This window comes from Streptomyces sp. NBC_00647, from assembly GCF_045207245.1.
GTDB lineage: Bacteria > Actinomycetota > Actinomycetes > Streptomycetales > Streptomycetaceae > Streptomyces.
In genome coordinates, this window is the sequence record NZ_CP109040.1 from 3863289 (window position 1) to 3886575 (window position 23287).

The following is a 23287-nucleotide window of genomic DNA, read 5'->3' on the forward strand; positions in this document are numbered from 1 at the left end:
GAACATCCGCCGGCGCCCTCCGCGCACGACTCAAGAGCGCCCGTACGGCCCCACAGGCTCGCCTCCGGCCTTTCGGGGCGCGCGCCGGTCTCCGGGAGCCACGGCTCGCCCTACGCGCCGTTCCGCGGCCGACGTACGTCCGCCCCGCGGCCCCTCGGCCTGTGGGCCGCGACTCGCGGCCCGGCGGGCGTACCCCCGGCCCCTGCCGGTGTCTCAGCGCCGGATGTGGCCGTCGCCCGTGACGATGTACTTCGTGCTCGTCAGCTCCGGCAGCCCCATCGGGCCCCGGGCGTGCAGCTTCTGGGTGGAGATGCCGATCTCGGCGCCGAAGCCGAACTGACCGCCGTCGGTGAAGCGGGTCGAGGCGTTCACCGCGACCGTCGTGGAGTCGACCAGCTGGGTGAAGCGGCGGGCGGCCTGCTGCGAGGTGGTCACGATGGCCTCGGTGTGGCCGGAGCTCCACAGCCGGATGTGCGTCACGGCCCGGTCGAGGGAGTCCACGACGGCCGCGGCGATGTCGTAGGACAGGTACTCCGTGTCCCAGTCCTCCGCCGTGGCCTCGACGGCGGTGGCCTTGGAGTCCTTGGCGTACGCGAGGACGCGCTCGTCGGCGTGCACGGTGACCCCGGCGTCCGCGAGGGCGTCCAGGGCGCGCGGCAGGAAGTCGGCGGCGATGTCCTGGTGGACCAGGAGGGTCTCGGCGGAGTTGCAGACGCTGGGCCGCTGGGCCTTGGAGTTGATCAGGATGTCGATCGCCATGTCGAGGTCGGCGTTCGCGTCGACGTACACATGGCAGTTGCCGGTGCCGGTCTCGATGACCGGGACGGTGGACTCCTGGACGACCGTGCGGATCAGGGACGCGCCGCCGCGCGGGATGAGGACGTCGACCAGGCCGCGGGCGCGCATCAGCTCGCGGACCGACTCCCGGCCCTCGCCGGGCACGAGCTGGACGGCGTCGGCGGGCAGTCCGGCGCCGCCCACGGCGTCGCGCAGGACCCGGACGAGGGCCGTGTTCGACTCGTAGGCGGAGGACGAGCCGCGCAGCAGGACCGCATTGCCGGACTTCAGGCACAGGGCGGCCGCGTCGACGGTCACGTTCGGGCGGGCCTCGTAGATGATGCCGACGACGCCGAGCGGGACGCGGACCTGGCGCAGGTCGATGCCGTTCGGGAGGGTCGAGCCGCGGACGACCTCGCCGACCGGGTCGGGCAGCGCCACCACGTCACGGACGTCGGAGGCGATGGCGCGCACGCGCTCGGGGGTGAGCGTGAGCCGGTCGATGACGGTCTCGCTGGTCCCGGCCTCGCGGGCCTTCGCGATGTCCTTGGCGTTGGCGGCGACGATCTCGCTCGTACGGACTTCCAGCGCGTCCGCGATCGCGAGCAGCGCGTCGTCCTTCTCGGCCCGCGGCAGGGGTGCCAGGTCGGCGGCGGCGGACTTCGCGCGATAGGCGGCCTGGGCGACCGGGGACATGGAGTCGTACGGCGAGAGCGTGGTCATGAGGGAAGGGTAGTGCGCCCGGCGGGCCCGTCCAGCGGTTGTCCCATACGACGAGACAGGCTCAAAACGGGTGAACTCCCACAGGAGTCGCGGGCAGCGGCCCGTACCCTTCCGCGATCCGCTGGTGGTACGTCTCGCGGTCGATGACCTCCAGGCCGACGATCTCCCAGGGCGGGAGTTTGGCGGTCTGGCGGTGCTCGCCCCACAGGCGCAGCGCGACGGCCGCCGCGTCGTGCAGGTCGCGGGCCTCTTCCCAGTAGCGGATCTCCGCGTGGTCGTTGGCGTACCGGCTGGTCAGCAGGAAGGGGTGGTCGTGGGCCAGCTGTTCGAGAGCGCGCCTGACCTCGGTCAGCGGGGCCTCGCCGCCCGACACGCTCAGCGTGACGTGCCACAGCCGGGGCTGGTCGGCCGGTCGCTCGCCCTCGTAGGTGTCACCGGCCGCGACACTGGTCAGGGCCCGTTCCTCGCCCGGCGCACGGGAGGCGGGACCACCGCGGGACGCCGCCGCCCCAGGGCGCACTCGTCTCACGACGGCCTCCTTTACCCAATGGTCGTACCGGATCCCGGACTCTCCCTGCCACAAAGTTGAGCAGGTGAGAAGCCGCCGTGTGGCGGTTTTACGGAACGTCCCCCGGTGGGGGCGGGGGATTCGGCCGTTTACGGGTGTAGTGGACAGCTGTTTCAGGGATGCCACTGGGGCTCCGGAAGCGGCGTCTGGCGCATGAGGTCCCCGTGGCATCCGAGGAGCGGGACGCGCGTCTCACGGACGCGGTCCGGGAACGCGCCGGAGCGCGAGCTTCACGGGTTCAGCAGGACGAGGTCGTCGCGGTGCACGACCTCGCGCTCGTACGCGGGACCCAGCTCGCGCGCCAGCTCCCGGGTGGAGCGGCCGATCAGCTGGGGGATCTCCTTGGCGTCGAAGTTGACCAGTCCTCGTGCGACGGCCCGGCCCGTGCTGTCACGCAGTTCGACCGGGTCGCCCGCGGTGAACTCGCCCTCGACGGCCGCGATGCCCGCGGGCAGCAGCGACGTGCGGCGCTGGACGACCGCGCGCACGGCTCCGTCGTCCAGCGTGAGCGCGCCCTGCGGGGTGGAGGCGTGCTGGAGCCACAGCAGCCGGTCGGCGGACCGCTTGCCGGTGGCGTGGAAGTAGGTGCCCGTGTCCCGGGCCGCGAGGGCGTCGGCGGCGTGGACCGCGCTGGTCAGCACCACGGGGATACCGGCCGCGGCGGCGATCCTGGCCGCCTCGACCTTGGTGACCATGCCACCGGTGCCGACGCCGGCCTTGCCCGTGCTGCCGATCTCGATCCCGGCGAGGTCCGCGGGGTCCCGTACCTGCGCGATCCGCGAGGTGCCGGGCTTGCTGGGGTCGCCGTCGTAGACCCCGTCCACGTCGGAGAGCAGGACGAGCAGATCGGCGCGTACGAGATGGGCGACGAGGGCGGCGAGACGGTCGTTGTCTCCGAAGCGGATCTCGTCCGTGGCCACCGTGTCGTTCTCGTTGACGACCGGCAGGGCGCCCATCGCGAGGAGTTTGTCGAGGGTGCGCGAGGCATTGCGGTGGTGAGCGCGCCGGCTGGTGTCGTCGGAGGTGAGGAGCACCTGTCCGACGCGGATGCCGTAGCGGGCGAAGGAGGCGGTGTAGCGGGCCATCAGGAGGCCCTGGCCGACGCTGGCGGCGGCCTGCTGGCGGGCGAGGTCCTTGGGGCGGCGGCGCAGTCCGAGCGGCGCGAGCCCGGCGGCGATGGCGCCGGACGAGACGAGGACGATCTCCCTCTCGCCTCCGCTGCGGGCCTTGGCGAGGACGTCCACGAGGGCGTCGACCCGGTCCGCGTCGAGGCCGCCCGAGGCGGTGGTGAGCGACGAGGAGCCCACCTTGACGACGATCCTGTGGGCCTCGGAAACGCCCGCTCGCTCCGCTTTCCTTGCCGCTGACACGCGATTCCCCAATGTTCCGACGAGCCCGGTGTGTGCAATCTACGCGAGCGGGGGCGCCGGGCGTCTCCCTGTTTCGACGGGCGGACGACCCGGGTGCGACCGCGGTTCCCATAGGACGCCGACCACGGTTCCGGCAGGACGACCACCACGGTTCCGGCAGGACGACGGCCTCTGTTCCCGTAGGACGACGACCGGGGGTTCGCGTGTGGGCGAGACCACTCCCGGAAGCGCCCGCACACGGCCCGCGCACAGAGTCTGCGGGCAATATGTGCGCTATGCAGTGATTGTCCCCACGGAAGATTGTTAGCCGGGTCTTCAGGTCATACGGTGAGTCTTCGGCCTCCGTTGGTGACAGCGCGGCCGCACTCGATTCCCCATCCGCTGCATCCCCCTCGCAGGAGCCCAGCCCGTGCCTTCCGCAGGCCTCGCCCCCCGCCGCATCGTGCAGCTCTCCGCGCTGTTCGCGATGCTCGCCTTCTTCACGGCCCAGATCGCTTCCGCGCTGCTGCCGAACGTCCAGGTGTTCGTCGCCGCCAGCGCGGCGGGACTCCTTCTGGACCTGTACCTGCAGTATCGCGACCCCGGTCTGGTCTCGGTCCTCGGAAAGGTGCGCTTCGACGTCACCGTCCGCCAGCTGCTGCGCGACATGCTGGTCCTGGTGGGGCTGCTGCGGATCGACGGCATCAACCCGACGCACGAGCAGGCACCCCTGCTGGTCGGGATATGCGCCTTCTACGCACTGCACTTCTCCTGCCACGCCGTCTCGGTCCTGGTGCGCCGCACTCGCACGCTGCCGATCGTCACCCGGAACATCGACGCGTCCACGCTGCGTCTGACCGCCGCGCCGCCGCGCATCCTGGCCCGTCGCCAGGGCCACCGTCTGCTGGCCTTCTCCCTCCCCACGACGGCCGGTCTGCTGGTCACCGCCGCCACCACGAACGCCGTCTGGGGCGCCGTGGGCGAGGGCATCGCCCTCGTACTGGCCCTCGGCGGCACCGTGTACCTCGGCACCTGGCTGCTTCCCAAGAAGCGCGCCAAGGGCGAGGCGAAGGTCATGGAGTGGGTCGACCAGTGGCTGGCGGACTACCAGCCGACGGTGGCCATGTACTTCTCGGGCGGCAGTTCGTCCGCGTACCAGGCGAACATGTGGCTCTCCACGCTCTCGCAGATCGACGCCAGGCCGCTGATCGTGCTGCGTGAGCGCTTCATGGTGCAGAAGATCGACGCGACCGACGTCCCGATCATCTGTTTCCCGAAGGTCTCCACGATGTTCTCGCTGGAGAACTCGACGCTGAAGATGATGCTGCACCCGGCCAACGCCGCGAAGACCTCGCAGGTGCTGCGCATCCCCACGATCAAGCACGCCTTCATCAACCACGGCGAGAGCGACAAGCTCTCCTCCTGCAACCCGTACGCGAAGGCGTACGACGAGGTGTGGGTCGCCGGTCCCGCCGCCCGTGAGCGGTACGCGCTCGCCGAGGTCGGCGTCGAGGACAAGAACATCGTCGAGGTCGGCCGGCCGCAGCTGACGCCGATACGCCTCTACTCCGGCCCGCCGACGGGCACGTACACGACCGTCCTGTACGCCCCCACCTGGGAGGGCTGGGACGGCAACCCGGGCAACACCTCCGTGGTCCTGGCCGGCGAGAACATAGTGCGCCACCTGCTGGCCGACGAAAGCGTGCGCCTGCTGTACAAGCCGCACCCGATGACCGGCTCCGTCGACCCGCGCGCGGGCCGGGCCAACGAGCGCATCATGGCGATGATCCGCGAGGCCAACACCCGGCGTTCCGGCGCCCGTCCCGGCCCGGAGGCCGCGGCCGAACTGGCCCGCCGTACGGCCGAGCTGGACACCCTGACCTCCACCGCCTTCCGCAACAGCGCGGACGAGATGGAGCGGATGCTGCTGCAGGGCGCGCCGCGCGGTGACCGCGAGGCGGAGATCGCCCTGGCGACGACGGCGTGGGAGTCCGCGTTCTGGGCGTCCTTCCCGGAGTGGGAGCACCAGATCATCACGGACGCGCGTCCGGCGATCTTCGCCTGCTTCAACCGGGCCGACCTGCTGATCAGCGACGTCTCGTCGGTCGTCTCGGACTGGCTGTCCAGCGAGAAGCCCTACGCGGTCGCGAACACCTCGGGTCTGCCGGAGGCGGCCTTCCGCGCCGGGTTCCCCACGGTGTCCGCGGGCGCGATCCTCACGCCCGCCGCGGACGGTGTCCCGGCCCTCCTGGACGCGGTCCGCCACCCGGAGCGCGACACGTTCACGGCGGCCCGCGCGGAGCTCAAGGAACACCTGCTGGGCCCCTCGGACCCGCCGTCCCTCGCCCGCTTCGACGCGGCGATCGCGGACCTGTGCACGAAGGCGGACGAGCGCCGGGTGCGCATGAACTCCCGCCTCGCCGCGGAGATCCCCTCGCAGCGCGGGGCGGCCGAGGAGACGGCCCAGGAGTCCGACCAGGGACTGGGCCCGGACTCGGACTCGGAGGACAGCGGAGCCGAGGACTCGGTCAACGCGTAGCACCTCGGCCGCCCCTCCGGCGGCCGGACAGAACCCCAGGGGCCGGATCCACGCGATCCGGCCCCTGGGGTTTTCCACGCGGCCACGGCCGTCGACGCCGCCGTCCGCGGAGGCCGGCGCGGGGCCGACCCCGGCCGCGGATCCGGCCCCATGTCGGCCGCCCCCACAGCGAATGCGGGCACGACCTCCGGATGGATGGGCCGGCCACACCACAAGTACGGTCCCGGCTTCCGGAGAACCACCGACCCGCACAGCAAGCGCGGGCCCGGCCATGGGTCAGATCGGACGGCCGCACAGCAAGTACGGGCCTGGCCATGGGACAGATCGGACGGCCTCACAACAAGTACGGGCCCGGCCTCCGGAGAGGTCGGGCCCGCGCTGCTGACGCTCCTGCTGCCTAGAACGGCTCGAAGTCGTCGTACTCCTTCTGCGACTCGTCCCGCTCGGCCTGCTGGTCGCGGCGGCGCTGCGCGGCGGGGCGCGGAGCCTCGAAGCGGTGGTCCTCGCCACGGCGGCCCAGCATCTCCGCACCGGCCATGACGGTGGGCTCCCAGTCGAAGACGACCGCGTTGTCCTCGGGGCCGATGGCGACGCCGTCGCCGGAGCGGGCGCCCGCCTTCATCAGCTTCTCCTCGACACCGAGGCGAGCGAGCCGGTCGGCGAGGTAGCCGACGGCCTCGTCGTTGCTGAAGTCGGTCTGGCGCACCCAGCGTTCGGGCTTCTCGCCGCGCACGCGGAAAAGGCCGTCCTCCTCCTGCGCCACGGTGAAGCCGGCGTCGTCGACCGCCTTCGGGCGGATGACGATGCGGGTCGCCTCCTCCTTGGGCTTCGCGGCCCGCGCGGCCGCGACCATCTCGGCGAGCGCGAAGGACAGCTCCTTCAGACCCATGTGGGCGACCGCGGACACCTCGAAGACGCGGTAGCCGCGGCTCTCCAGGTCGGGGCGGACCATCTCCGCGAGGTCCTTGCCGTCCGGTACGTCGATCTTGTTGAGGACGACCATGCGCGGACGGTTGTCCAGGCCGCCGTACTGCTTCAGCTCCTCCTCGATGATGTCGAGGTCGGAGATCGGGTCACGCTCGGACTCGAGGGTGGCCGTGTCCAGGATGTGGACGAGCACGCTGCACCGCTCCACGTGACGCAGGAACTCGAGGCCGAGGCCCTTGCCCTGACTCGCGCCGGGGATGAGGCCGGGCACGTCGGCGATGGTGTAGACGGTCTCGCCCGCGGTCACCACGCCCAGGTTCGGGACGAGGGTCGTGAAGGGGTAGTCCGCGATCTTCGGCTTGGCGGCGGACAGGACCGAGATGAGCGAGGACTTGCCGGCGCTCGGGTAGCCGACGAGCGCCACGTCGGCGACGGTCTTCAGCTCGAGGACGATGTCCTGCATGCCTCCGGGCACGCCGAGCAGCGCGAAGCCGGGTGCCTTGCGGCGGGCCGAGGACAGCGCCGCGTTGCCGAGGCCGCCGCGGCCGCCCTCGGCGGCGACGTACGTGGTGCCCTGTCCGACGAGGTCGGCGAGGACGTTGCCCGCCTTGTCGAGCACGACCGTGCCGTCCGGTACGGGCAGGACCAGGTCCTGGCCGTCCTTGCCGGAACGGTTGCCGCCCTCGCCGGGCTTGCCGCTGGTCGCCTTGCGGTGCGGTGAGTGGTGATAGTCGAGCAGCGTGGTGACGGACTGGTCGACGACCAGGATCACGTCACCGCCACGGCCACCGTTGCCGCCGTCCGGGCCGCCGAGCGGCTTGAACTTCTCCCGGTGTACGGAGGCACAGCCGTGACCTCCGCTACCCGCGGCGACATGCAGCTCGACGCGGTCCACGAAGGTGGTCATGTGGGGTGCCTCCAGCACTTCGGTTACTTCTGTACGTACGGAATGTCTCTTACGTAACACGCGAAAGGCGGACCCGCTTCCCGTGGGGGAAGTGAGGTCCGCCTCGCGAAGAACTCTGTTCTACGGAGCCTGGGCCCCGAGGCGCTCGATCAGGTCCACAGGGACCGGATCAGCCTCGACGGGACTGGATCAGGCGACCGGAACGATGTTCACGACCTTGCGGCCACGGTGCGTGCCGAACTCGACCGCACCGGCGTCCAGCGCGAACAGCGTGTCGTCCTTGCCACGACCGACACCGGTGCCGGGGTGGAAGTGGGTGCCACGCTGGCGGACCAGGATCTCACCGGCGTTGACGGTCTGACCGCCGAAGCGCTTCACACCGAGCCGCTGAGCATTGGAGTCGCGACCGTTCCGAGTGGACGATGCGCCCTTCTTGTGTGCCATGTCTCAGTCCCTACCCTTACTTCGCAGCCGCGGGGATCTCAGTGACCTTGATCGCCGTGTACTGCTGGCGGTGGCCCTGACGACGGCGGTAGCCGGTCTTGTTCTTGTAGCGAAGGATGTCGATCTTCACACCCTTGTGGTGGTCCACGATCTCGGCCTGGACCTTGATGCCCGCGAGGACCCAGGGGTCGCTCGTCACGGCTTCGCCGTCGACAACGAGCAGGGTCGAGAGCTCGACCGTGTCGCCAACCTTGGCGGTGGGAATCTTGTCAACCTCAACGATGTCGCCGACAGCAACCTTGTGCTGGCGACCACCGCTGCGCACGATGGCGTACACGCGGATCTCTCTTTCGCTCGGAACGGGACCCCGCAGTCCAGCCGCCGACTCGCGCGAGCGGCCTCTCCCGGAAGACGGAGCACGAGGCTCTCGAAACCAGGAGGAAGAGGTTTACGGGGATGCGGCGCGTCAGGAGACACGCCGACGGTCAAGGTTACGGGGCCACGGCCGAAAGGGTCAAACCAGGTCCGGCCCCGCAGGTGTGCCACCGGTCACGCGACGTCCCGGGCCCGGCGGATGCGCGGGCCCGGGACGTCGGGTGGAGGCTCAGTCCTCGTCGGTGGACGCCGTGACGGAGGAGAGCGTCTGCTCCGCCGCCACGGTCTTCTTCGCCGGGGTCTTGGCGGCCGTCTTCTTCGCGGTCGCCTTCTTGGCCGTGGTCTTCTTGGCGACCGTCTTCTTGGCCGCCACGGCCTTCTTGGTGGCGGCCTTCTTCGCCGTCACCTTCTTGGCCGTCTTGCGCGCGGCCGTCTTCTTGGCGGCCGGAGCCTCGGCGTCGGCCTCGGCGTCGGCCTCGGCGTCGGCCTCGGCGTCGGCCTCGGCGGCCTCCGGCTCGGCGGCGGCGACCGGCTCCGCGGCGGCCGACGGGACGACCGTGACGGCCGCCTCCGCGGACGCGGTGGGCGCGGTGGCCTTGCGCACGGCACGACGGCGCGGACGGGCCGGCGCGGCGCTCGCGGCGGCCTCGGCCACCGGCTCGGGCGTCGGCTCGGCCTCGGGGGCCGGTGCGGCGGCCTCGGCGACGGGCGCCGGAGCGGGCTCCGTGACCGTCACCACGGCCTCCTCCGCCGCCTTGGGCGAACCGGCGGGCGCCGACACCTTCCGGGTCGCACGACGACGCGTACGGCCCCGGGGAGCGGCCTCGTCCTCGGCCACGACGGCCGGGGCCGCCTCGGCCGGAGCCTCGACCACCGGCTGCTCGGCGACCGGCTGCTCGACGGCCGGAGCCTCGACCACCGGGTCCTCGACCGCGGCCGGCTCGGCCTCGGCGGCCTCACGGGACCTGGCCGCGGCCCGCTCCGCCCGCTCCTCGCGCCTGCTGCGGGGCGCACGCTCCTCGGTCTTCGGCGCACCCGCCGGAGCGGACGCGCGCCGGGTGGCCCGGCGCCGCGAACGGCCACGGGTGGCCGCGGCCTCCGCCTCGGCGGCGCTGCCGTAGAACTCCTCGTCCGGCTGGAACTCGGTGTCGACGAGCGCGACGGGCGCGGCGACCTCGGCGGCCACCTCGGCCTCGGTCTCGACCGTCTCCGGCTCATCGGCCGACTCGTGCGTGAGCTCGTGCTCGTGGTCGTGGACCTGCTCGGCACCGCCACGGCCGCGCTTCTTGCGCTTGCCGCCGCCACCGATGGACGTCGGCTGCTCCATGTGCACGATGACGCCGCGGCCGTTGCAGTGGACGCAGGTCTCGGAGAAGGACTCCAGCAGGCCCTGGCCCACCCGCTTGCGGGTCATCTGCACGAGGCCCAGCGAGGTCACCTCGGCGACCTGGTGCTTCGTACGGTCACGTCCCAGGCATTCGAGCAGGCGCCGCAGCACCAGGTCCCGGTTGGACTCCAGGACCATGTCGATGAAGTCGATGACGACGATGCCGCCCAGGTCGCGCAGCCGCAGCTGGCGCACGATCTCCTCGGCCGCCTCCAGGTTGTTCCTGGTGACGGTCTCCTCGAGGTTGCCGCCCTGGCCGGTGAACTTTCCGGTGTTGACGTCGACCACGATCATGGCCTCGGTCTTGTCGATCACCAGCGAACCGCCGCTGGGCAGCCAGACCTTGCGGTCCAGCGCCTTCATCAGCTGCTCGTCGATCCGGTACGTGGCGAAGACGTCGACCTCGGAGGTCCACTTCGACAGCCGGTCGGTCAGGTCTGGCGCCACGTGCGAGACGTAGCCGTGGATGGTCTCCCACGCCTCGTCGCCGCTGACGATGACCTTGGAGAAGTCCTCGTTGAAGATGTCGCGGACGACACGGACGGTCATGTCCGGCTCGCCGTAGAGAAGGGTCGGCGCGTTGCCGCTCTTCGCCTTCTTCTCGATGTCCTCCCACTGCGCCTGCAGACGCTCGACGTCGCGGCGCAGCTCGTCCTCGCTCGCGCCCTCGGCGGCGGTGCGCACGATGACGCCCGCGTCCTCGGGGACGATCTTCTTGAGGATGGTCTTCAGACGCGCGCGCTCGGTGTCGGGCAGCTTGCGGCTGATGCCGGTCATCGAGCCCTCGGGGACGTACACGAGGTAGCGGCCCGGCAGGGAGACCTGGCTGGTCAGACGCGCGCCCTTGTGGCCGATCGGGTCCTTGGTGACCTGCACGAGGACCGACTGGCCGGACTTGAGGGCGGACTCGATACGGCGCGGCCCGTTGGCCATGCCGAGCGCCTCGAAGTTGACCTCACCGGCGTAGAGGACCGCGTTGCGGCCCTTGCCGATGTCGATGAACGCGGCCTCCATCGACGGCAGTACGTTCTGGACCTTGCCCAGGTAGACGTTGCCGACGTACGAGGTCGCCTGCTCCTTGTTGACGTAGTGCTCGACGAGCACGTTGTCCTCGAGGACGCCGATCTGGGTGCGCTCGCCGCTCTGGCGGACGACCATCACGCGCTCGACGGCCTCGCGGCGGGCCAGGAACTCGGCCTCCGTGATGATCGGAACACGGCGGCGGCCCTGCTCGCGGCCCTCACGACGGCGCTGCTTCTTCGCCTCCAGACGGGTCGAGCCCTTGATGGACTGCACCTCGTCCGTGCCGTCGCCGGGCCGCTCTTCCTTCTTGGCGCGCGGCTCGCGGACCTTGACGACGGTGCGCTCGGGGTCGTTCTCGCTGGGCTCGGCGTCGCCACCGGAGTCACCGGCACGACGACGACGGCGCCGACGGCGACGGGAGCTGCTGGAGCCGCCCGACTCCTCGCGCTCGTCGGCCTCCTCGGCGTCCTCCTCGACCTGCTCGGCGGTGTCCTCGGCGTCCTGCGCGGCCTGCTCGGCGGCGTACTCGTCCTCGCCGGCCTCGCTGTCCGACTCGGCGGACTCGCCGCGGCGGCGACGACGGCCACCACGACGGCGACGGCGACGGGAGCCCGCGGACTCCTCCTCGCCCTCGTCACCCTCGACGGCGTCCTCGGCCTCTTCAGCCTCTTCGACTTCTTCGGCGTCCTCGGCGGACTCCTCGGGCTCCTGCGGCTCCTCGGCGGCCACGGTCACCGGCTCGTCCTCGGCGCCCCGGCGACGGCGGCGGCGACGGCCACCCGTCGGCTCCTCGACGACCTCGACCGGCTCGGGGGCCTCAGCCACCTCGGCGGCTTCCTCGGCGGCCTCGGCCGCGGCAGCGGCAGCGGCCCGCTCGGGCGTCTGGAACATCGGCTCGGTGAACACCGGCGCCTGGAACACGGCGACGGCCGGACGTCCGGGGCGCCGCGAGGACTCCTCGGACTTCTTGGGCGCGGGCGCCGAGAAACCGACGGCGGCCTTGCGGGTGGCACGGCGGCGGCCACGGCGCGGGGCGCCCTCCTCGGCCTCCGTCTGCGCGGCCTCCGTCTGCGCGGCCTCCGGCTGCGCGGCCTCCTCGGGCTGGTTCTCGCTGGTCACGGGCGCCTCCACACGCTCGTCGGCGGCGTCGCCCTCGGGCGCGCCGGCGGGCGCGGAGGCGCGCCGGGTGGCACGACGACGGGTGGTGCGGCGGGGGGCTGTCTCTTCGGCGGCGGGCTCGGCGACGGGCGCCTCGGCCTCGGCTTCGGCCTCCGTGGCGGGGGCGGTCACCGGCTCGGCGGCGGTCGTCACGACCTCGGCGGCCTCGGCGGTGCCGGGCGTACCGGTGGGCGCGGTGACACGGCGGGTGGCGCGCCGGCGGGTACGGCCGGCGGGCGCGGTCTCCTCGACGGCGGCCGGGGCCTCCTCGGCGGGCCTGCCCTCGGGCTCGGCGACCGCGGCGGCGGGCACGACCGTCTCGGCGGTCTCGGCAGCCGCGGACGTACCGGCGGGGGCGGAGACACGGCGGGTGGCACGGCGACGCGTACGGCGCGGTGCGGCGTCGTCGGTGTCGGTGGTGACCTCGGCCTCGGCCGTCTCGACAGCCTCTTCGGCCTCGTCCGGCTCTTCGGCCTCGGCGTTCACGGAGGTCGGGGTCTGCGCGGAGGCTTCCTCCGCCATGAGGTCGGCGGATGCCACGGCCGGTATGGCCGGCGCGGTGGTCTCGGCCGCGGCCTCGGAGGCGGCGGTCGGAGGACCGGCGGGGCGCGACGCCGCGCGGCGGCGGCGCCGCGGCGGCAGGGTGTCGCTGGGGGTGTTGTTGGTCTCGGAACCCTCGGTGGGTTCGGTCGGCTCGAGCATGCGGGTGGATCTCCCGTCAGGCTCCCGGGCGCCGCGCCTGGTCCGGCAGTACCGGTGACGTCCGCGGCTCGCGCGATGCGCGGTGCCGCCGTCCGGGGCGCGGGCGCCGCACGGGAGCTCTCTGTGTCCTGTCTCGCCGGTTCCGTACGCCATGTGTGCGTACGGCCTGGCGAAAGTCTTCTGGTCGGTGCGCTGCCCGACCCAGGTGGCTCCCGGATACGAGGGCGGCGTTACGACATCCGTCCTTACGCGGGACCTTCCTTACGCCGACGCCTTCGCGGCGGCAGTTTCGGCGGCCCCTGTGCGATCGGCTGGGGCGGCTGCGACTGCCTCGCGGTCGGGCGCGAGCGGGTCGGTCACCGTGCCGGTCTCTTCATCGAACAGCCCCTGCGCCAGCCTGGTCACCGCAGCGGCGACCGGCGGCGCCAGGTCGGCCACGGCGCGAAGACCGGACAGGACGTCGTCGGGTCGAACGGCAGGCGTCACGTGCCGAACAACCAGCCGCAGTATCGCACAGGGCTGGTCGGTCGGCCTATCAGCCTGTGGACTGTGCGTCTCGGAGGTCGCCTCGAGGCTTGCCACGGCACCGCGGGCATCGAACGTCCGCATGCCGTTCTTGGTCTTGCGGCTGACCTCGACGGTCTCGGCCGCGTTGAAGGCCTCCACCGCGCGCTCCGCCTCGGCCGGATCCACGCCGTCGAGGCGCAGCTCCCACACGGAAGCGGTGAGCCGGTCCGCGAGACCCGAGACGCTGGCCTCGACCGCCTCGATGATGTCGAGCCCGAGGGGCATCGACTCGTCGAGGAGCTCGCGCAGCTTCTCGGGGTCGCGCTTCTCGGTGAGCGCGATCTCCAGGTACTCCGCCTCGCTGCCGGTGCCGGTGGGTGCGGCATTGGCGTACGACACCTTCGGATGCGGCGTGAACCCCGCCGAGTACGCCATCGGTACGGCGGCACGGCGCAGGGCACGCTCGAAGGCGCGCTGGAAGTCACGGTGGCTGGTGAACCGGAGGCGGCCGCGCTTGGTGTAGCGCAGTCGGATGCGCTGCACCGCGGGTGCGGGCGGCGGGCCTTCGGGCTGTCGCTTGCCCAGTGTCGTTCAGTCCTTCGTGAGTGCGGTCGTACTGCTACCTAGAGTACGTGTGTCGGCGGCCGGTGGTTCCCGCCGGGCGATCGGCTGCGGTTCCCGGGGAGTCCCGAAGACCATCCGCCGGAAGTCTGCTCGGGCCTGCCGGGCGCTGTCCCGGGCGGCGGCCAGGGCCTGCCGGGTCGCCCGCCCGACGCTGCGCGCCGCCTCGGCCGCGGGCTTCAGCACCAGGTCGCGCACGGCGTGCCCGACCGGCGTCAGCACGGTCCGGTAGGCCCAGCGCGCGGGTTCCACGAACGTCCACCGGAAGAGGCGTGCGAAGAACCGTCCGACGGCGAGCGAGATGTGCCCGGCGATCCGCCAGGCGTGCCCGAGCGCCTCCCCGACCTCTCTGGCGACGACCGCGAGGGCCCGCCCGACCGGTGCGAGCACCCAGCGCCACACCGCGAGCGCGGGCAGCACGAGCAGGACGCGCGCCGTCCAGTAGAGCACGGCACCGATGCCCATGAAGATCATCCGTACGACCCACACGACCCCCTCGGCCAGCAGGGCGATCGCCCTGCCGATGGGCGTGAGGACCCAGGTGTACAGCCACAGCGCCGGGACGACGAGCAGGTACCGCGCCAGCCAGGCCACGACGGTGTACACCCCGGCCCCGATGGCCGCGAGGACCAGCCCGATTCCCTTGAGCAGCCAGGTGACGGATCGTCCGACGGGCGTGAGCAGGCGCACGTACACCCAGTCGAGGACGGTCACGACGCCGCCGACGGTCCAGACGACCACGGCCGCGACGCCCTTGAACAGCAGGGCGAACCCGGCGCCGATCCCCCGGACCGCCCAGGAGATCGCGTGGCCGATCGGGGTCAGGACCGTGCGGTAGAACCACACCGCGGGCACGACGAGCAGCACCTGCCCCAGCCAGGCCAGCGCCCGGCCGACCGGCAGGACGGCGTACCGCCACAGCGCCACCAAGGGCCAGACGAACAGCGCCCGTGCCAGCCACCCGAGCGCCCGCCCCAGCGGCCGCAGCAGGGTGTCCCGGAGGAACTTCCCGCCGACGACGAGCGCGTCCCACAGCATCCGCACCGGCACGACAAGGACGAGCACGACGATCCGCACCGGAATGCGGATCGCGACGGCAAGACATCCCTCGGCCTGTTCGCCGGGCCGCGCGGCAGGCGGCTTCTCCAGATCCATACCTGCGTAGACGCACCGGCCACCTCGATGGATGCGGCGCATCGGCACCCATTGATACGTCCATGCCGTGATGTCGGCTTCGTACCTCGGTGAAGTGATGGCGGCCGCGGCATCGGGCCCGGTGCGACGGGCGGGCGAGGGCGAGGCCTGAACCGGCGCTCCGGTCCGCCCCACCCCGGCCCTGTCCTGCTTCCGCCCTGCTCCGCCCTGCTCAAGCCGTGTCGTGTGCCGGGCTACCTTTTCGCGGCCCTGCCCGCCCGGGAGACCTTCGGCCGGCGCGGCGTGGAGGCCGGCGCCGGGACGGTGGCGAGGCGCTGGACCGAGAACTCGCGGTTGATCCCGGTCTGGCGCCTGATGGCCTCGGGCAGGTCGGGCAGGGCCAGCAGCCGGTCGCAGGCCCGGATCGAGCCGGCGTGGTCACCCACCCAGTACGCGGTGATCGAGTACTCGAAGAGCAGACCCCAGCGGTAGACCCAGCTCCTGGTGAAGAGCAGGTCGTCGGGTTCGGGCCGTTCCAAGGCGGCATCCAGCAGGGCGTGCGCGGTGTGGTGGCGTCCCTGGACCCGCAGCCGGGAGGCCAGTTCGTAGCAGGCCTCGAGCCGCTCCGGACGCGCCTCCCAGGCACGGGAGAACGCGTCCATCGCCCCCGGCCAGTCCCCTGTCTCCTCTGCCTTGAGGAGGCCGGCCTCCAGCAACGAGCAGTAGACCTCCTCCTCCCAGCCGCCCATCGCGGCGCGGCGCTCGTACAGGGCGATCGCCTCTTCGGCGTGCCCGAGGTCGCGTTCGGTGTTGGCGAGGTAGAAGACCGTGCGGGTGTTGTCGGGCTCGCGCTCCAGCTCGCCCCTCAGCAGGCGGGCGTCCCGTTCGAACTTGTCGCCGCGGCAGCCGCCGTCGGCGTGGTCCTCGATCACGAGCGCGTCGAGGTTCTCCTGGACGTCGGGTTCGTCGGTGCACGGGTACTCGTGGGTGACGCCCTCGTAGCGCCAGGTCCGGTCGCCCCGCATCAGGTGCTTGAAGCGGTGCTGGGTGCCTGGAGTGTCGTAGCGCAGCATGTACGAGGTCGCCGTCAGCCGGGGCAGCGGGGCGTCCTGGCGCAGGACATGGTCGGCGTCGACGGTGAGGAGGAAGTCGGCCTTGCCGCGGGCGTGCCGGATGTTCCGGGTGCGGTTGTGGCCGAAGTCGACCCAGGGGTCCTCGTGGAGTTCGCCCGGGATGCCGGCGAGTGCCGCGCGGATCAGGTCCTGGGTGCCGTCCGTCGAGCCGGTGTCGGAGATGACCCAGGTGTCGATCAGACGGCGGACGGAGCCGAGGCACCGTTCGATGACCCGCGACTCGTTCTTGACGATCATGCAGAGGCAGATGGTCTGCGGTTTCACGGCGGCCAATGTGACACACACCGGGCGCCGAGGGCCCCTCCACGCGGGACACGGAGCCGAACAGCGCCCGATTGGGCGATGCGGATCCAACTGCGAATCGCCGGAGGCCAATTACCTCATCAGGTCGCCTCAATTGGGCTGATTTGATGATAAATAGGGCGCGTTTCGAGGGGGTTGGACGATCTGCCGGGCATCGTCGGGTCAAGCTCGCGATCGGCTTCGAGGAATTCCCCACCGATCGATTCAAGGAGCACCCGCGCATGAATCCTGAGTCCAGGACCACCCCTCTGCTGGGCCCGCCGGCCCGCGACCGGTTCAAGAGAGCCGGCGTGGTGGCCTCACTGGCGCTGGTGATGGCGTCGGGAGTGGTCGGCCCCGCGACGGCGACGGCCGGCAGCGCGGCCGACCGAGCGACGCCGGGCCCGTCCGGCGGCGACAAGTGCAGGCCCGGCCCGCACCACGAGCACCGGGCCCTCCCGGACGAGCGGCCCGACGGAAGGAACTGGTGCAAGGGCCCGACCGGCCCGCGCGGCCCCAAGGGCGCCACCGGGGCGACGGGAGCGGTGGGTCCGTCGGGACACACCGGTGCGCCCGGGCCCCAGGGGGCGCCGGGTGCCACGGGGGCACCGGGCCCCCTGGGAGCCACCGGCGCCCAGGGTCAGACCGGCGCGACGGGCGCTACGGGCCCGTGCTCCGGCATCGACGCCGCGCAGGAATCGCCGGACTTCGAGGTCCGTATCGCCCTGAGCGGCGGAAGGACCTTCGCGGGCATCCGCGACCAGCGGACCGGCGAGACGCAGCACTTCCTGTGGACCAACCTCAGCACCCACCCGGACTACCCGTCCGGCGGCGCGGCAGGTCTGCCCTGCGGCGTCTCCGTCAACGCGCACGCCCGGACGACCGCCTTGAACCGCATCAAGTTCGACATCGTGACCACCACGGGTCAGGTCTGGGAGACAAGCTGCGTCGCGCTGACCACCACCCACCCCGCGACCCTGACCTGCGCCGACCGCACGGGCCATCCCAAGCCCTGGCTCCTGGTCGCCCGGCAGCCTCCGCTCGACGCCGCCAACTTCGACGCCCTCAACGACGGCGCGTGACCGCCGCCGCTCCGCCGCCGGTTCCCGGTACGTCCCGCGCCTGAACCGGCCGGACCGGCCGGACGGCCGCAACACGGAAGGGGTGCCCGCCAGGTCGGCAAGCGACCCTCGGGCACCCCTTCGCGCCGTCCTTCACCGGTCAGGCCGTGGTCCAGTCCCCCACGTAGAACAGTTCCAGCTGGCCGTACGGATCGTCGAGGCTCGACAGCTCTTCGGCCAGGCTGTTCAGCACCGACACGGACCGCACGAAACCATGGACGTCCGCGCGGAGGAACGCGTGGGCCTCGGTGAACACGACGGCGATGAGCCACGGACTGCTCTCACCGCGCTGCTGGAGGAGGTCGCGCAGCGCGTCCCAGTTGTCCGCGTACTCCTCCGGCTTGACCAGCGCCCGGCCCAGCGCGGCCTTGAGCTGCCGTTCCTCGCGCACCGTCCCGAGGTCGATCTCCAGTACGGAGAAGCCGGACTGCTTCAGTTCGTCCACCAGCAGGCCGCGCCGTTCCTCACCCACGAGGTAGGGATCGAGAGGCAGCCAGGGCAGCCGCTCCTCCACATCCACCCACGCGTCAAGCATGTCGTCCTCGGTGCTCATCAAGTCCCCCGCAAGCAGTCTCGTCATGATCGCCGGATGAGTACACCACACCGTGGTGACAGGACTCCTGTCGGTCCGTCAGGAAAGAACCGCGACAGGGTCCTTGCCCGCACAGGTCCCGGCGGTCCGGTGGTCCAGCGCGAGGGCGCCGCCCTCTCCGTACGACGAAAGCCGCCCACCTGTGCGGCTCGTGGTGGGCGGCTCATGCCTGGGCGTTCAGAGATCGGAGTCGGCGGCGGCGACGTAAGCATCCTCGGCCGCTGGACGACACCGGCCGGAGCCGGCGGCGGGATTCGAACCCGCGTCGCTCTCTTGACAGGAGAAGTAGCCGCAGCCTGCGCACCTGAACGACGCCCACAGTAACGCCGGCCGGTGGCTCCGGCATCCGACTTACGCGTTCGTGCCTTCGCCGGGAACCCGGCTCGGCATCGGCATCGGACTCCGGCCCACGCGGTGCCGCGGCGTCACCTCGCGAGAATCGCGAGAAGTCCGCGACCGTGGGCCACCCGGCGGGAGGCCCCTCATGTGCCGTTCCCCGGCCGCGGTGGCGCGGTCTTCTCGGCCTCGACGGTGGCGCGTCCGGAGGCGGCCATCAGCGCGAGCAGGGCGAGCAGGGCCAGGAGGATGAGGACGAGCAGCAGGATCGTCAGGACCGTCGGGTGGTTCCAGAGCGCGAATACCAGGGCCACGATCAGCAGTGCGGCCAGGGCGATCCAACGGCGGTGGGCCTGGACCCAGGTTCCCGCCCGGCCGGTGCGGACCTGGTGCGCGTACGCCCACTGAGCCGCGGAGTCCGCGGCGCGCTCGGACGTGCCCCGGACCGCGACCGGCAGGCGTCCGGGACCGATCAGGTAGGCGCCCAGCGCGATGACCACACCGAGCACGATCGCGGTGCGGAGGCTGACCTTCAGGAAGTGCAGCAGCGTGTCGAAGACGGCCGCGGCGGCGGCCTCCGACTGGACCTGGGCCGGGAGGTGGTCGAGGTAGTAGCGGCGGGCGACGACCAGGACGATGGCGATGATCAGGCAGGCGAAGGCCGCGCCGAGCGTCGTACGGATCAGGGCCCGGCGGCGCCGGTGGGCGAGCAGCACCCCGGCGGCGCCGATCAGCACGACGATCACGGGGAACCAGTTCCCGATCACGTCCAGCAGATGGGCGCCCTTGCGGATCTTGTCGAGTTGGTCGGACTGGAAGAGCACCATCTGCTTGTTGACATCGGGGATCTTGGAGGCCGGGGACAGTCCGGCGTCCACGAGCGCCTGCTTGACCTCGTCGACGGCTTCGCCGACGTTCAGGGTGACCGTTCCGCCGCTCACGCCGATGGCTCCGCGGCCCTGGCCGGTCAGCGCGTGGACGACCCCGGCGTGGGCCTCCCGGTTCGCGGTCTTCCAGATCTGCTCGAAGCGGTCGCTCTGCACGAAGCGCGTGACCACCTTCTGCACCGTGCTGTCGACCGCTGCGTCGAGCTGCGGGCCGAGCCCCTTCACGGCCTGTGCGGCCTTCGGCGGCAGGCCCTGCGACTGGAGCCAGGCGGCGATGTCCGAGGCCGCCTGGTTGCCGTCGACCCGCACATCGGCGGCATGCGAGATGCGTTTGATCGCCGCGTCCTCGATCGCGGGGTCCGAGGCGAGCGGCGCGACCGTCGCCACGTACCGGTCCGTGTCCAGCGCGATGTCGTGCACCCACACGGTGAGCAGCGCGATCGGTACGAGGATGCAGGTGAGGACGATGAGCACCGCCGACGCGGTGTTCCTGGCGATCCGCGCAGCCGTCGAACCGCCCTGGTGCCCGCTCGGCGCCGCGTCACCCGCGTTCTTCTCCGGGGTTGCGCCGAACTCGGACGGCTCGTGGGGGCTGGTCATGGCTGCTCCGGGGCTCCTGGGCGGCTTACCTGCCTCCATTTCCGTCGCTCTGCGACCGAACGGCACTCCCAGGCGGGCCGTACGGGGGAGGCGCCGTCGGCCCGCCCGGCTGGACCGCGACCGTGATCGCGGCGCCCCGCGGCGCCCGCAGCGGCCTCCATCACTGCTCAAGGCCGGTGCGGCCCGCGCTGCCATGCGGGGTGCCGGGGACAGATCTACCGTTGGGTGGAAGCCCGGCGCTCGCGGATGCTCGATGCTCCGCCACCCAGTACGCACTCTGCGCCGAAAGCCCACGGGAAGGCACCCGAACATGGCCACTGCGTCAGAAACCCCTGTCCTGGACACGCTCGCCGCGATGACGGTCGACTCGATCGAACGGTGCGGACTGGCCCCGGACATGCTCCTGCTCACGCGCATCGCGGCCCTCGCCGCCTCGGACGCTCCGCCGATCTCCTACATGGCCCATATCGGCCCCGCCATGGAAACAGGCGTCACCGCGGCCCAGTTGCAGGACGTCCTGGTCGCCATCGCCCCCATCGTCGGCACAGCCCGCGTCATGACGGCAGCGGGCAACATCACAGCAGCACTCGGCATCGCGATCGCCGTCGCCGACGCCGAGATCGAGGCCCAGGGCTGAGACCGGCCGCCACCAGACCAGACGATCGGCTCGACCCCCGAGGACGGGGACCACGGCAGCGCTCCGAGTGCCGTGTCCCCGGGCGATCCGAGGGCCCCAGGGCCAGGCAGGAGAGCCGTCGATGCCCCAGCACGCGACCACGGCGATGCGCACGTCACCTCACGCGACCCCCGAGGAGCGCGTGGCACTCGGCAAGGAGGCGCGGCGCCGCTGTCCACGTTCGGGACACGCGGTGTACAGGCCCGGTCCGAAGAGACGGGACCCGCTGGCGATCCTGGAGGAACAGTCCGGGGCCCGGGTGCAGGAGTTGGTGCCGATCCGGTACAGCCGGATGACGGAGTCCCCGTTCCGCTTCTACCGGGGCGCCGCGGCGATCATGGCGTCCGACCTGGCCGGCAGTCCCGTCTCGGGAATCAACGCCCAGCTGTGCGGAGACGCCCATCTGCTCAACTTCCGGCTGCTGGCCTCGCCGGAGCGGAAGTTGATGTTCGACATCAACGACTTCGACGAGACACTGCCGGGCCCCTGGGAGTGGGACGTCAAGCGGCTGTCGGCGAGCTTCGTCATCGCCGCCCGGGCGAACGGCTTCGACGACGACGAGCGCGCCCGCATCGTGAGCGGCACCGTGCGCTCGTACCGCGAAGCGATGATCCGTTTGGCCGGCATGAGCAACCTCGATGTCTGGTACGCGAAGGTCGACGCCGAGCGCCTCAGGGACCTCACGACGGACCAGCTCCGCAAGAGCGGACAGAAGAAGCTGGACCACGCCCTGGCGAAGGCCCGGTCGCGAGACACCGTGCAGGTCTTCGACAAACTCACGCGCCAGGTCGACGGCCGGCCGATGATCGCGCCGGACCCCCCGCTGCTGGTCCCCCTCACCGACCTGCTGCCGGACACCGAACGCGCCGCGCTGGAGCGCCAGTTCCGCGGACTGATCGAGCGGTACGGACTCACGCTGCCGTCCGACCGGCGCTTCCTCCTGGAGGACTACCAACTCGCGGACGTCGCCCGCAAGGTGGTCGGGGTCGGCAGCGTCGGCACCCGGTGCTGGATCATCCTGCTCCTCGGACGGGACGGCCGCGACCCGCTGTTCCTCCAGGCCAAGGAGGCCGACACCTCCGTCCTCGCCGACCACGTCGGGGCCAGCCAGTACCGCAACCAGGGCGAACGCGTCGTCGCGGGACAGCGGTTGATGCAGGCGGCGAGCGACATCTTCCTCGGTTGGGAACGCGTGGACGGCGTCGACGGCAAGCGTCGCGACTTCTACGTACGGCAACTGCGCGACTGGAAGGGCATCGCGATGCCGGAGACGATGTCGCCCACGCAGCTGGAGACCTTCGGCGGCGTCTGCGGCCTCACCCTCGCCCGCGCGCACGCACGGTCCGGCGACCGGATCGCGATCGCCTCGTACCTGGGCAAGAAGGACTCCTTCGACCGGGCCCTCGTGACCTTCGCGGAGGCGTACGCCGACCAGAACGAGCGCGACCATCAGGCACTCGTCGAGGCGGTACGGGCGGGACGGCTGCCGGCGGAGGACGTCCCGGCCGACTGACCGGCCCGTGGACGCCCGGCGCGAGGGGCAGGCCGGCTATTCCGCCGCGCGCTGCGCCCGCCGGCCCTCTTCGACCGCGTTCACCAGGACACGGGCGGCGACACCGAGCAGCAGAAGGTTGGCGGTGATCTGTCCCGTGACAAGGAGCCGTGCCGTCTCGCTGCGCGGGCTGATGTCGCCGAATCCGACCGTGCTGAACACGGTCATCGTGAAGTACAGGGCGTCGGTCCTCGACATCGCCTCACTGAAACTGCCCGGCGCGCTGCGATCCAGCAGGTAGTCGGTCGTGGCGAAGAGCAGCAGGAACAAGGGAAGTGCCGTCGCCAGAGCCGCCATGGCACGCAGCCGGGGACGCTCGGACCTCACGATCCCGCGCACTTGCCACACCATGAGCAGCGCCACTGCCACCAACCCTCCGACGAGAGCGATGACGGACGTCGCCGTGAAGGCCGAGTCCAGCGGCAGCAGGTAATAGGCGGCGACCAGAGCGGTCGCGACAAGCAGGCACCGCACCATGGTGAGCGCGACCACCCGACGTCCGCTGCGCGGCTTCCTGTCCACGATCCCCCTCTCGGACACACCCGATGCCGCACGACCCCGCAGCCCTTCCCTGCGTGTGGACAGCCACTCCGTCCGCCCGGCTCGCCCGTCAGGGCCTCTCCAAAGCCCTTCGGACGCGCTCCATGGGCCTCAGGATGCGTTCAGCCGGAATTTCTGGCGGGGCCGCTGCGGTCAGGCTCCGGCGGTGAGCGGAGGAGCCGATGTTGGGGAATGTACTGATCTGAAATGACCCATTGATCGGCAAGCGCCAGGAGAAGCGCTCATTTCACTCGATCGCCCCGTTCCGTCACACGACAGAGTCCCGGCCGGGACCGCCCGCGGCGCGTCCACGTCGGCCGGGTTCCGCGTCTCCGCCCGTGGTGATCAAGCCCCTGTCGTCGATCACCGTGCGGCAGATCCTTCAGCCTGCCGTGCGGCCGAATATGGCGCGCCAAGAATGTTCAGT

Annotated in this window: 17 protein-coding genes; 4 read left to right on the plus strand and 13 right to left on the minus strand. The window is 71.5% G+C overall.

Annotation, left to right across the window (positions count from 1 at the left end):
• Positions 1-213: 213 nt before the first annotated feature.
• The 3 genes from OG788_RS16970 to proB form a co-directional block, all read right to left on the minus strand.
• Entirely contained in the window at positions 214-1500 is a 1287-nt protein-coding gene (locus tag OG788_RS16970; protein WP_406371751.1) for a glutamate-5-semialdehyde dehydrogenase, read from the minus strand.
• A gap of 61 nt (positions 1501-1561) precedes the next feature.
• Positions 1562-2020: a hypothetical protein gene (locus OG788_RS16975; RefSeq protein ID WP_266765684.1), complete on the minus strand. Its 459-nt coding sequence runs from the start codon at positions 2018-2020 to the stop codon at positions 1562-1564.
• A 278-nt stretch (positions 2021-2298) separates the two neighbouring features.
• Complete coding sequence (proB, locus tag OG788_RS16980; RefSeq protein WP_351538657.1) at positions 2299-3438, minus strand: glutamate 5-kinase; 1140 nt, start codon at positions 3436-3438, stop codon at positions 2299-2301.
• A 409-nt stretch (positions 3439-3847) separates the two neighbouring features.
• Between proB and OG788_RS16985 the strand changes: the two genes are divergently transcribed.
• Positions 3848-5956: a hypothetical protein gene (locus OG788_RS16985; protein ID WP_406371752.1), complete on the plus strand. Its 2109-nt coding sequence runs from the start codon at positions 3848-3850 to the stop codon at positions 5954-5956.
• A 397-nt stretch (positions 5957-6353) separates the two neighbouring features.
• Here the strand turns inward: OG788_RS16985 and obgE are convergent, their stop codons facing one another.
• From obgE to OG788_RS17020, 7 genes are all read right to left on the minus strand, one after another.
• Positions 6354-7790, minus strand: a complete 1437-nt coding sequence (gene obgE / locus OG788_RS16990; RefSeq protein ID WP_351538662.1) for a GTPase ObgE — start codon at positions 7788-7790, stop codon at positions 6354-6356.
• A gap of 189 nt (positions 7791-7979) precedes the next feature.
• Positions 7980-8234, minus strand: a complete 255-nt coding sequence (gene rpmA / locus OG788_RS16995) for a 50S ribosomal protein L27 (RefSeq protein WP_030362615.1) — start codon at positions 8232-8234, stop codon at positions 7980-7982.
• A gap of 16 nt (positions 8235-8250) precedes the next feature.
• Complete coding sequence (gene rplU, locus OG788_RS17000) at positions 8251-8571, minus strand: 50S ribosomal protein L21 (RefSeq protein WP_164320786.1); 321 nt, start codon at positions 8569-8571, stop codon at positions 8251-8253.
• Positions 8572-8838: 267 nt separating this feature from the next.
• The gene (locus OG788_RS17005) at positions 8839-12879 is read right to left on the minus strand and encodes a ribonuclease E/G (protein WP_406371754.1); all 4041 of its coding nucleotides are present in this window, start codon (positions 12877-12879) and stop codon (positions 8839-8841) included.
• A gap of 261 nt (positions 12880-13140) precedes the next feature.
• Positions 13141-13929 (minus strand): TIGR03936 family radical SAM-associated protein, encoded by a 789-nt coding sequence (locus tag OG788_RS17010; protein WP_351538668.1) that lies wholly within the window; start codon positions 13927-13929, stop codon positions 13141-13143.
• A gap of 48 nt (positions 13930-13977) precedes the next feature.
• Positions 13978-15162 (minus strand): hypothetical protein, encoded by a 1185-nt coding sequence (locus OG788_RS17015; RefSeq protein ID WP_406371755.1) that lies wholly within the window; start codon positions 15160-15162, stop codon positions 13978-13980.
• A 233-nt stretch (positions 15163-15395) separates the two neighbouring features.
• The gene (locus OG788_RS17020) at positions 15396-16538 is read right to left on the minus strand and encodes a tetratricopeptide repeat protein (RefSeq protein WP_406371757.1); all 1143 of its coding nucleotides are present in this window, start codon (positions 16536-16538) and stop codon (positions 15396-15398) included.
• Between the two features lie 260 nt (positions 16539-16798).
• Between OG788_RS17020 and OG788_RS17025 the strand changes: the two genes are divergently transcribed.
• Positions 16799-17638 (plus strand): hypothetical protein, encoded by an 840-nt coding sequence (locus OG788_RS17025; RefSeq protein ID WP_406371758.1) that lies wholly within the window; start codon positions 16799-16801, stop codon positions 17636-17638.
• A gap of 139 nt (positions 17639-17777) precedes the next feature.
• Here the strand turns inward: OG788_RS17025 and OG788_RS17030 are convergent, their stop codons facing one another.
• Together OG788_RS17030 and OG788_RS17035 are read right to left on the minus strand one after the other, a co-directional pair.
• Positions 17778-18257 carry a barstar family protein gene (locus tag OG788_RS17030; RefSeq protein ID WP_351538677.1) on the minus strand — a complete coding sequence of 160 codons (480 nt, stop codon included), beginning with the start codon at positions 18255-18257 and terminating at the stop codon, positions 17778-17780.
• 494 nt (positions 18258-18751) lie between these two features.
• Complete coding sequence (locus OG788_RS17035) at positions 18752-20092, minus strand: hypothetical protein (protein ID WP_351538680.1); 1341 nt, start codon at positions 20090-20092, stop codon at positions 18752-18754.
• A gap of 310 nt (positions 20093-20402) precedes the next feature.
• On the opposite strand from OG788_RS17035, the gene OG788_RS17040 reads away from it, so the two are divergent.
• The gene (locus tag OG788_RS17040) at positions 20403-20729 is read left to right on the plus strand and encodes a carboxymuconolactone decarboxylase family protein (RefSeq protein ID WP_351538683.1); all 327 of its coding nucleotides are present in this window, start codon (positions 20403-20405) and stop codon (positions 20727-20729) included.
• Positions 20730-20850: 121 nt separating this feature from the next.
• A complete protein-coding gene (locus OG788_RS17045; RefSeq protein ID WP_406371761.1) occupies positions 20851-22281 on the plus strand; it encodes a DUF2252 domain-containing protein in 1431 nt (476 codons plus the stop codon).
• 36 nt (positions 22282-22317) lie between these two features.
• On the opposite strand, the gene OG788_RS17050 is transcribed toward OG788_RS17045, so the two are convergent.
• Positions 22318-22842, minus strand: coding sequence for a potassium channel family protein (locus tag OG788_RS17050; RefSeq protein WP_406371763.1), 525 nt, complete (start codon positions 22840-22842; stop codon positions 22318-22320).
• Positions 22843-23287 lie beyond the last annotated feature (445 nt).

What these genes read in the sequence shown, in the direction of transcription:
- OG788_RS16970 (WP_406371751.1), bottom strand. Translation starts at nt 1,500, where the DNA reads ATGACCACGCTCTCGCCGTACGACTCCATGTCCCCGGTCGCCCAGGCC.
- OG788_RS17040 (WP_351538683.1), top strand. Translation starts at nt 20,403, where the DNA reads ATGGCCACTGCGTCAGAAACCCCTGTCCTGGACACGCTCGCCGCGATG.
- OG788_RS17030 (WP_351538677.1), bottom strand. Translation starts at nt 18,257, where the DNA reads ATGACGAGACTGCTTGCGGGGGACTTGATGAGCACCGAGGACGACATG.
- OG788_RS17035 (WP_351538680.1), bottom strand. Translation starts at nt 20,092, where the DNA reads ATGACCAGCCCCCACGAGCCGTCCGAGTTCGGCGCAACCCCGGAGAAG.
- obgE (WP_351538662.1), bottom strand. Translation starts at nt 7,790, where the DNA reads ATGACCACCTTCGTGGACCGCGTCGAGCTGCATGTCGCCGCGGGTAGC.
- OG788_RS17005 (WP_406371754.1), bottom strand. Translation starts at nt 12,879, where the DNA reads ATGCTCGAGCCGACCGAACCCACCGAGGGTTCCGAGACCAACAACACC.
- rpmA (WP_030362615.1), bottom strand. Translation starts at nt 8,234, where the DNA reads ATGGCACACAAGAAGGGCGCATCGTCCACTCGGAACGGTCGCGACTCC.
- OG788_RS17045 (WP_406371761.1), top strand. Translation starts at nt 20,851, where the DNA reads ATGCCCCAGCACGCGACCACGGCGATGCGCACGTCACCTCACGCGACC.
- OG788_RS17025 (WP_406371758.1), top strand. Translation starts at nt 16,799, where the DNA reads ATGAATCCTGAGTCCAGGACCACCCCTCTGCTGGGCCCGCCGGCCCGC.
- OG788_RS17015 (WP_406371755.1), bottom strand. Translation starts at nt 15,162, where the DNA reads ATGGATCTGGAGAAGCCGCCTGCCGCGCGGCCCGGCGAACAGGCCGAG.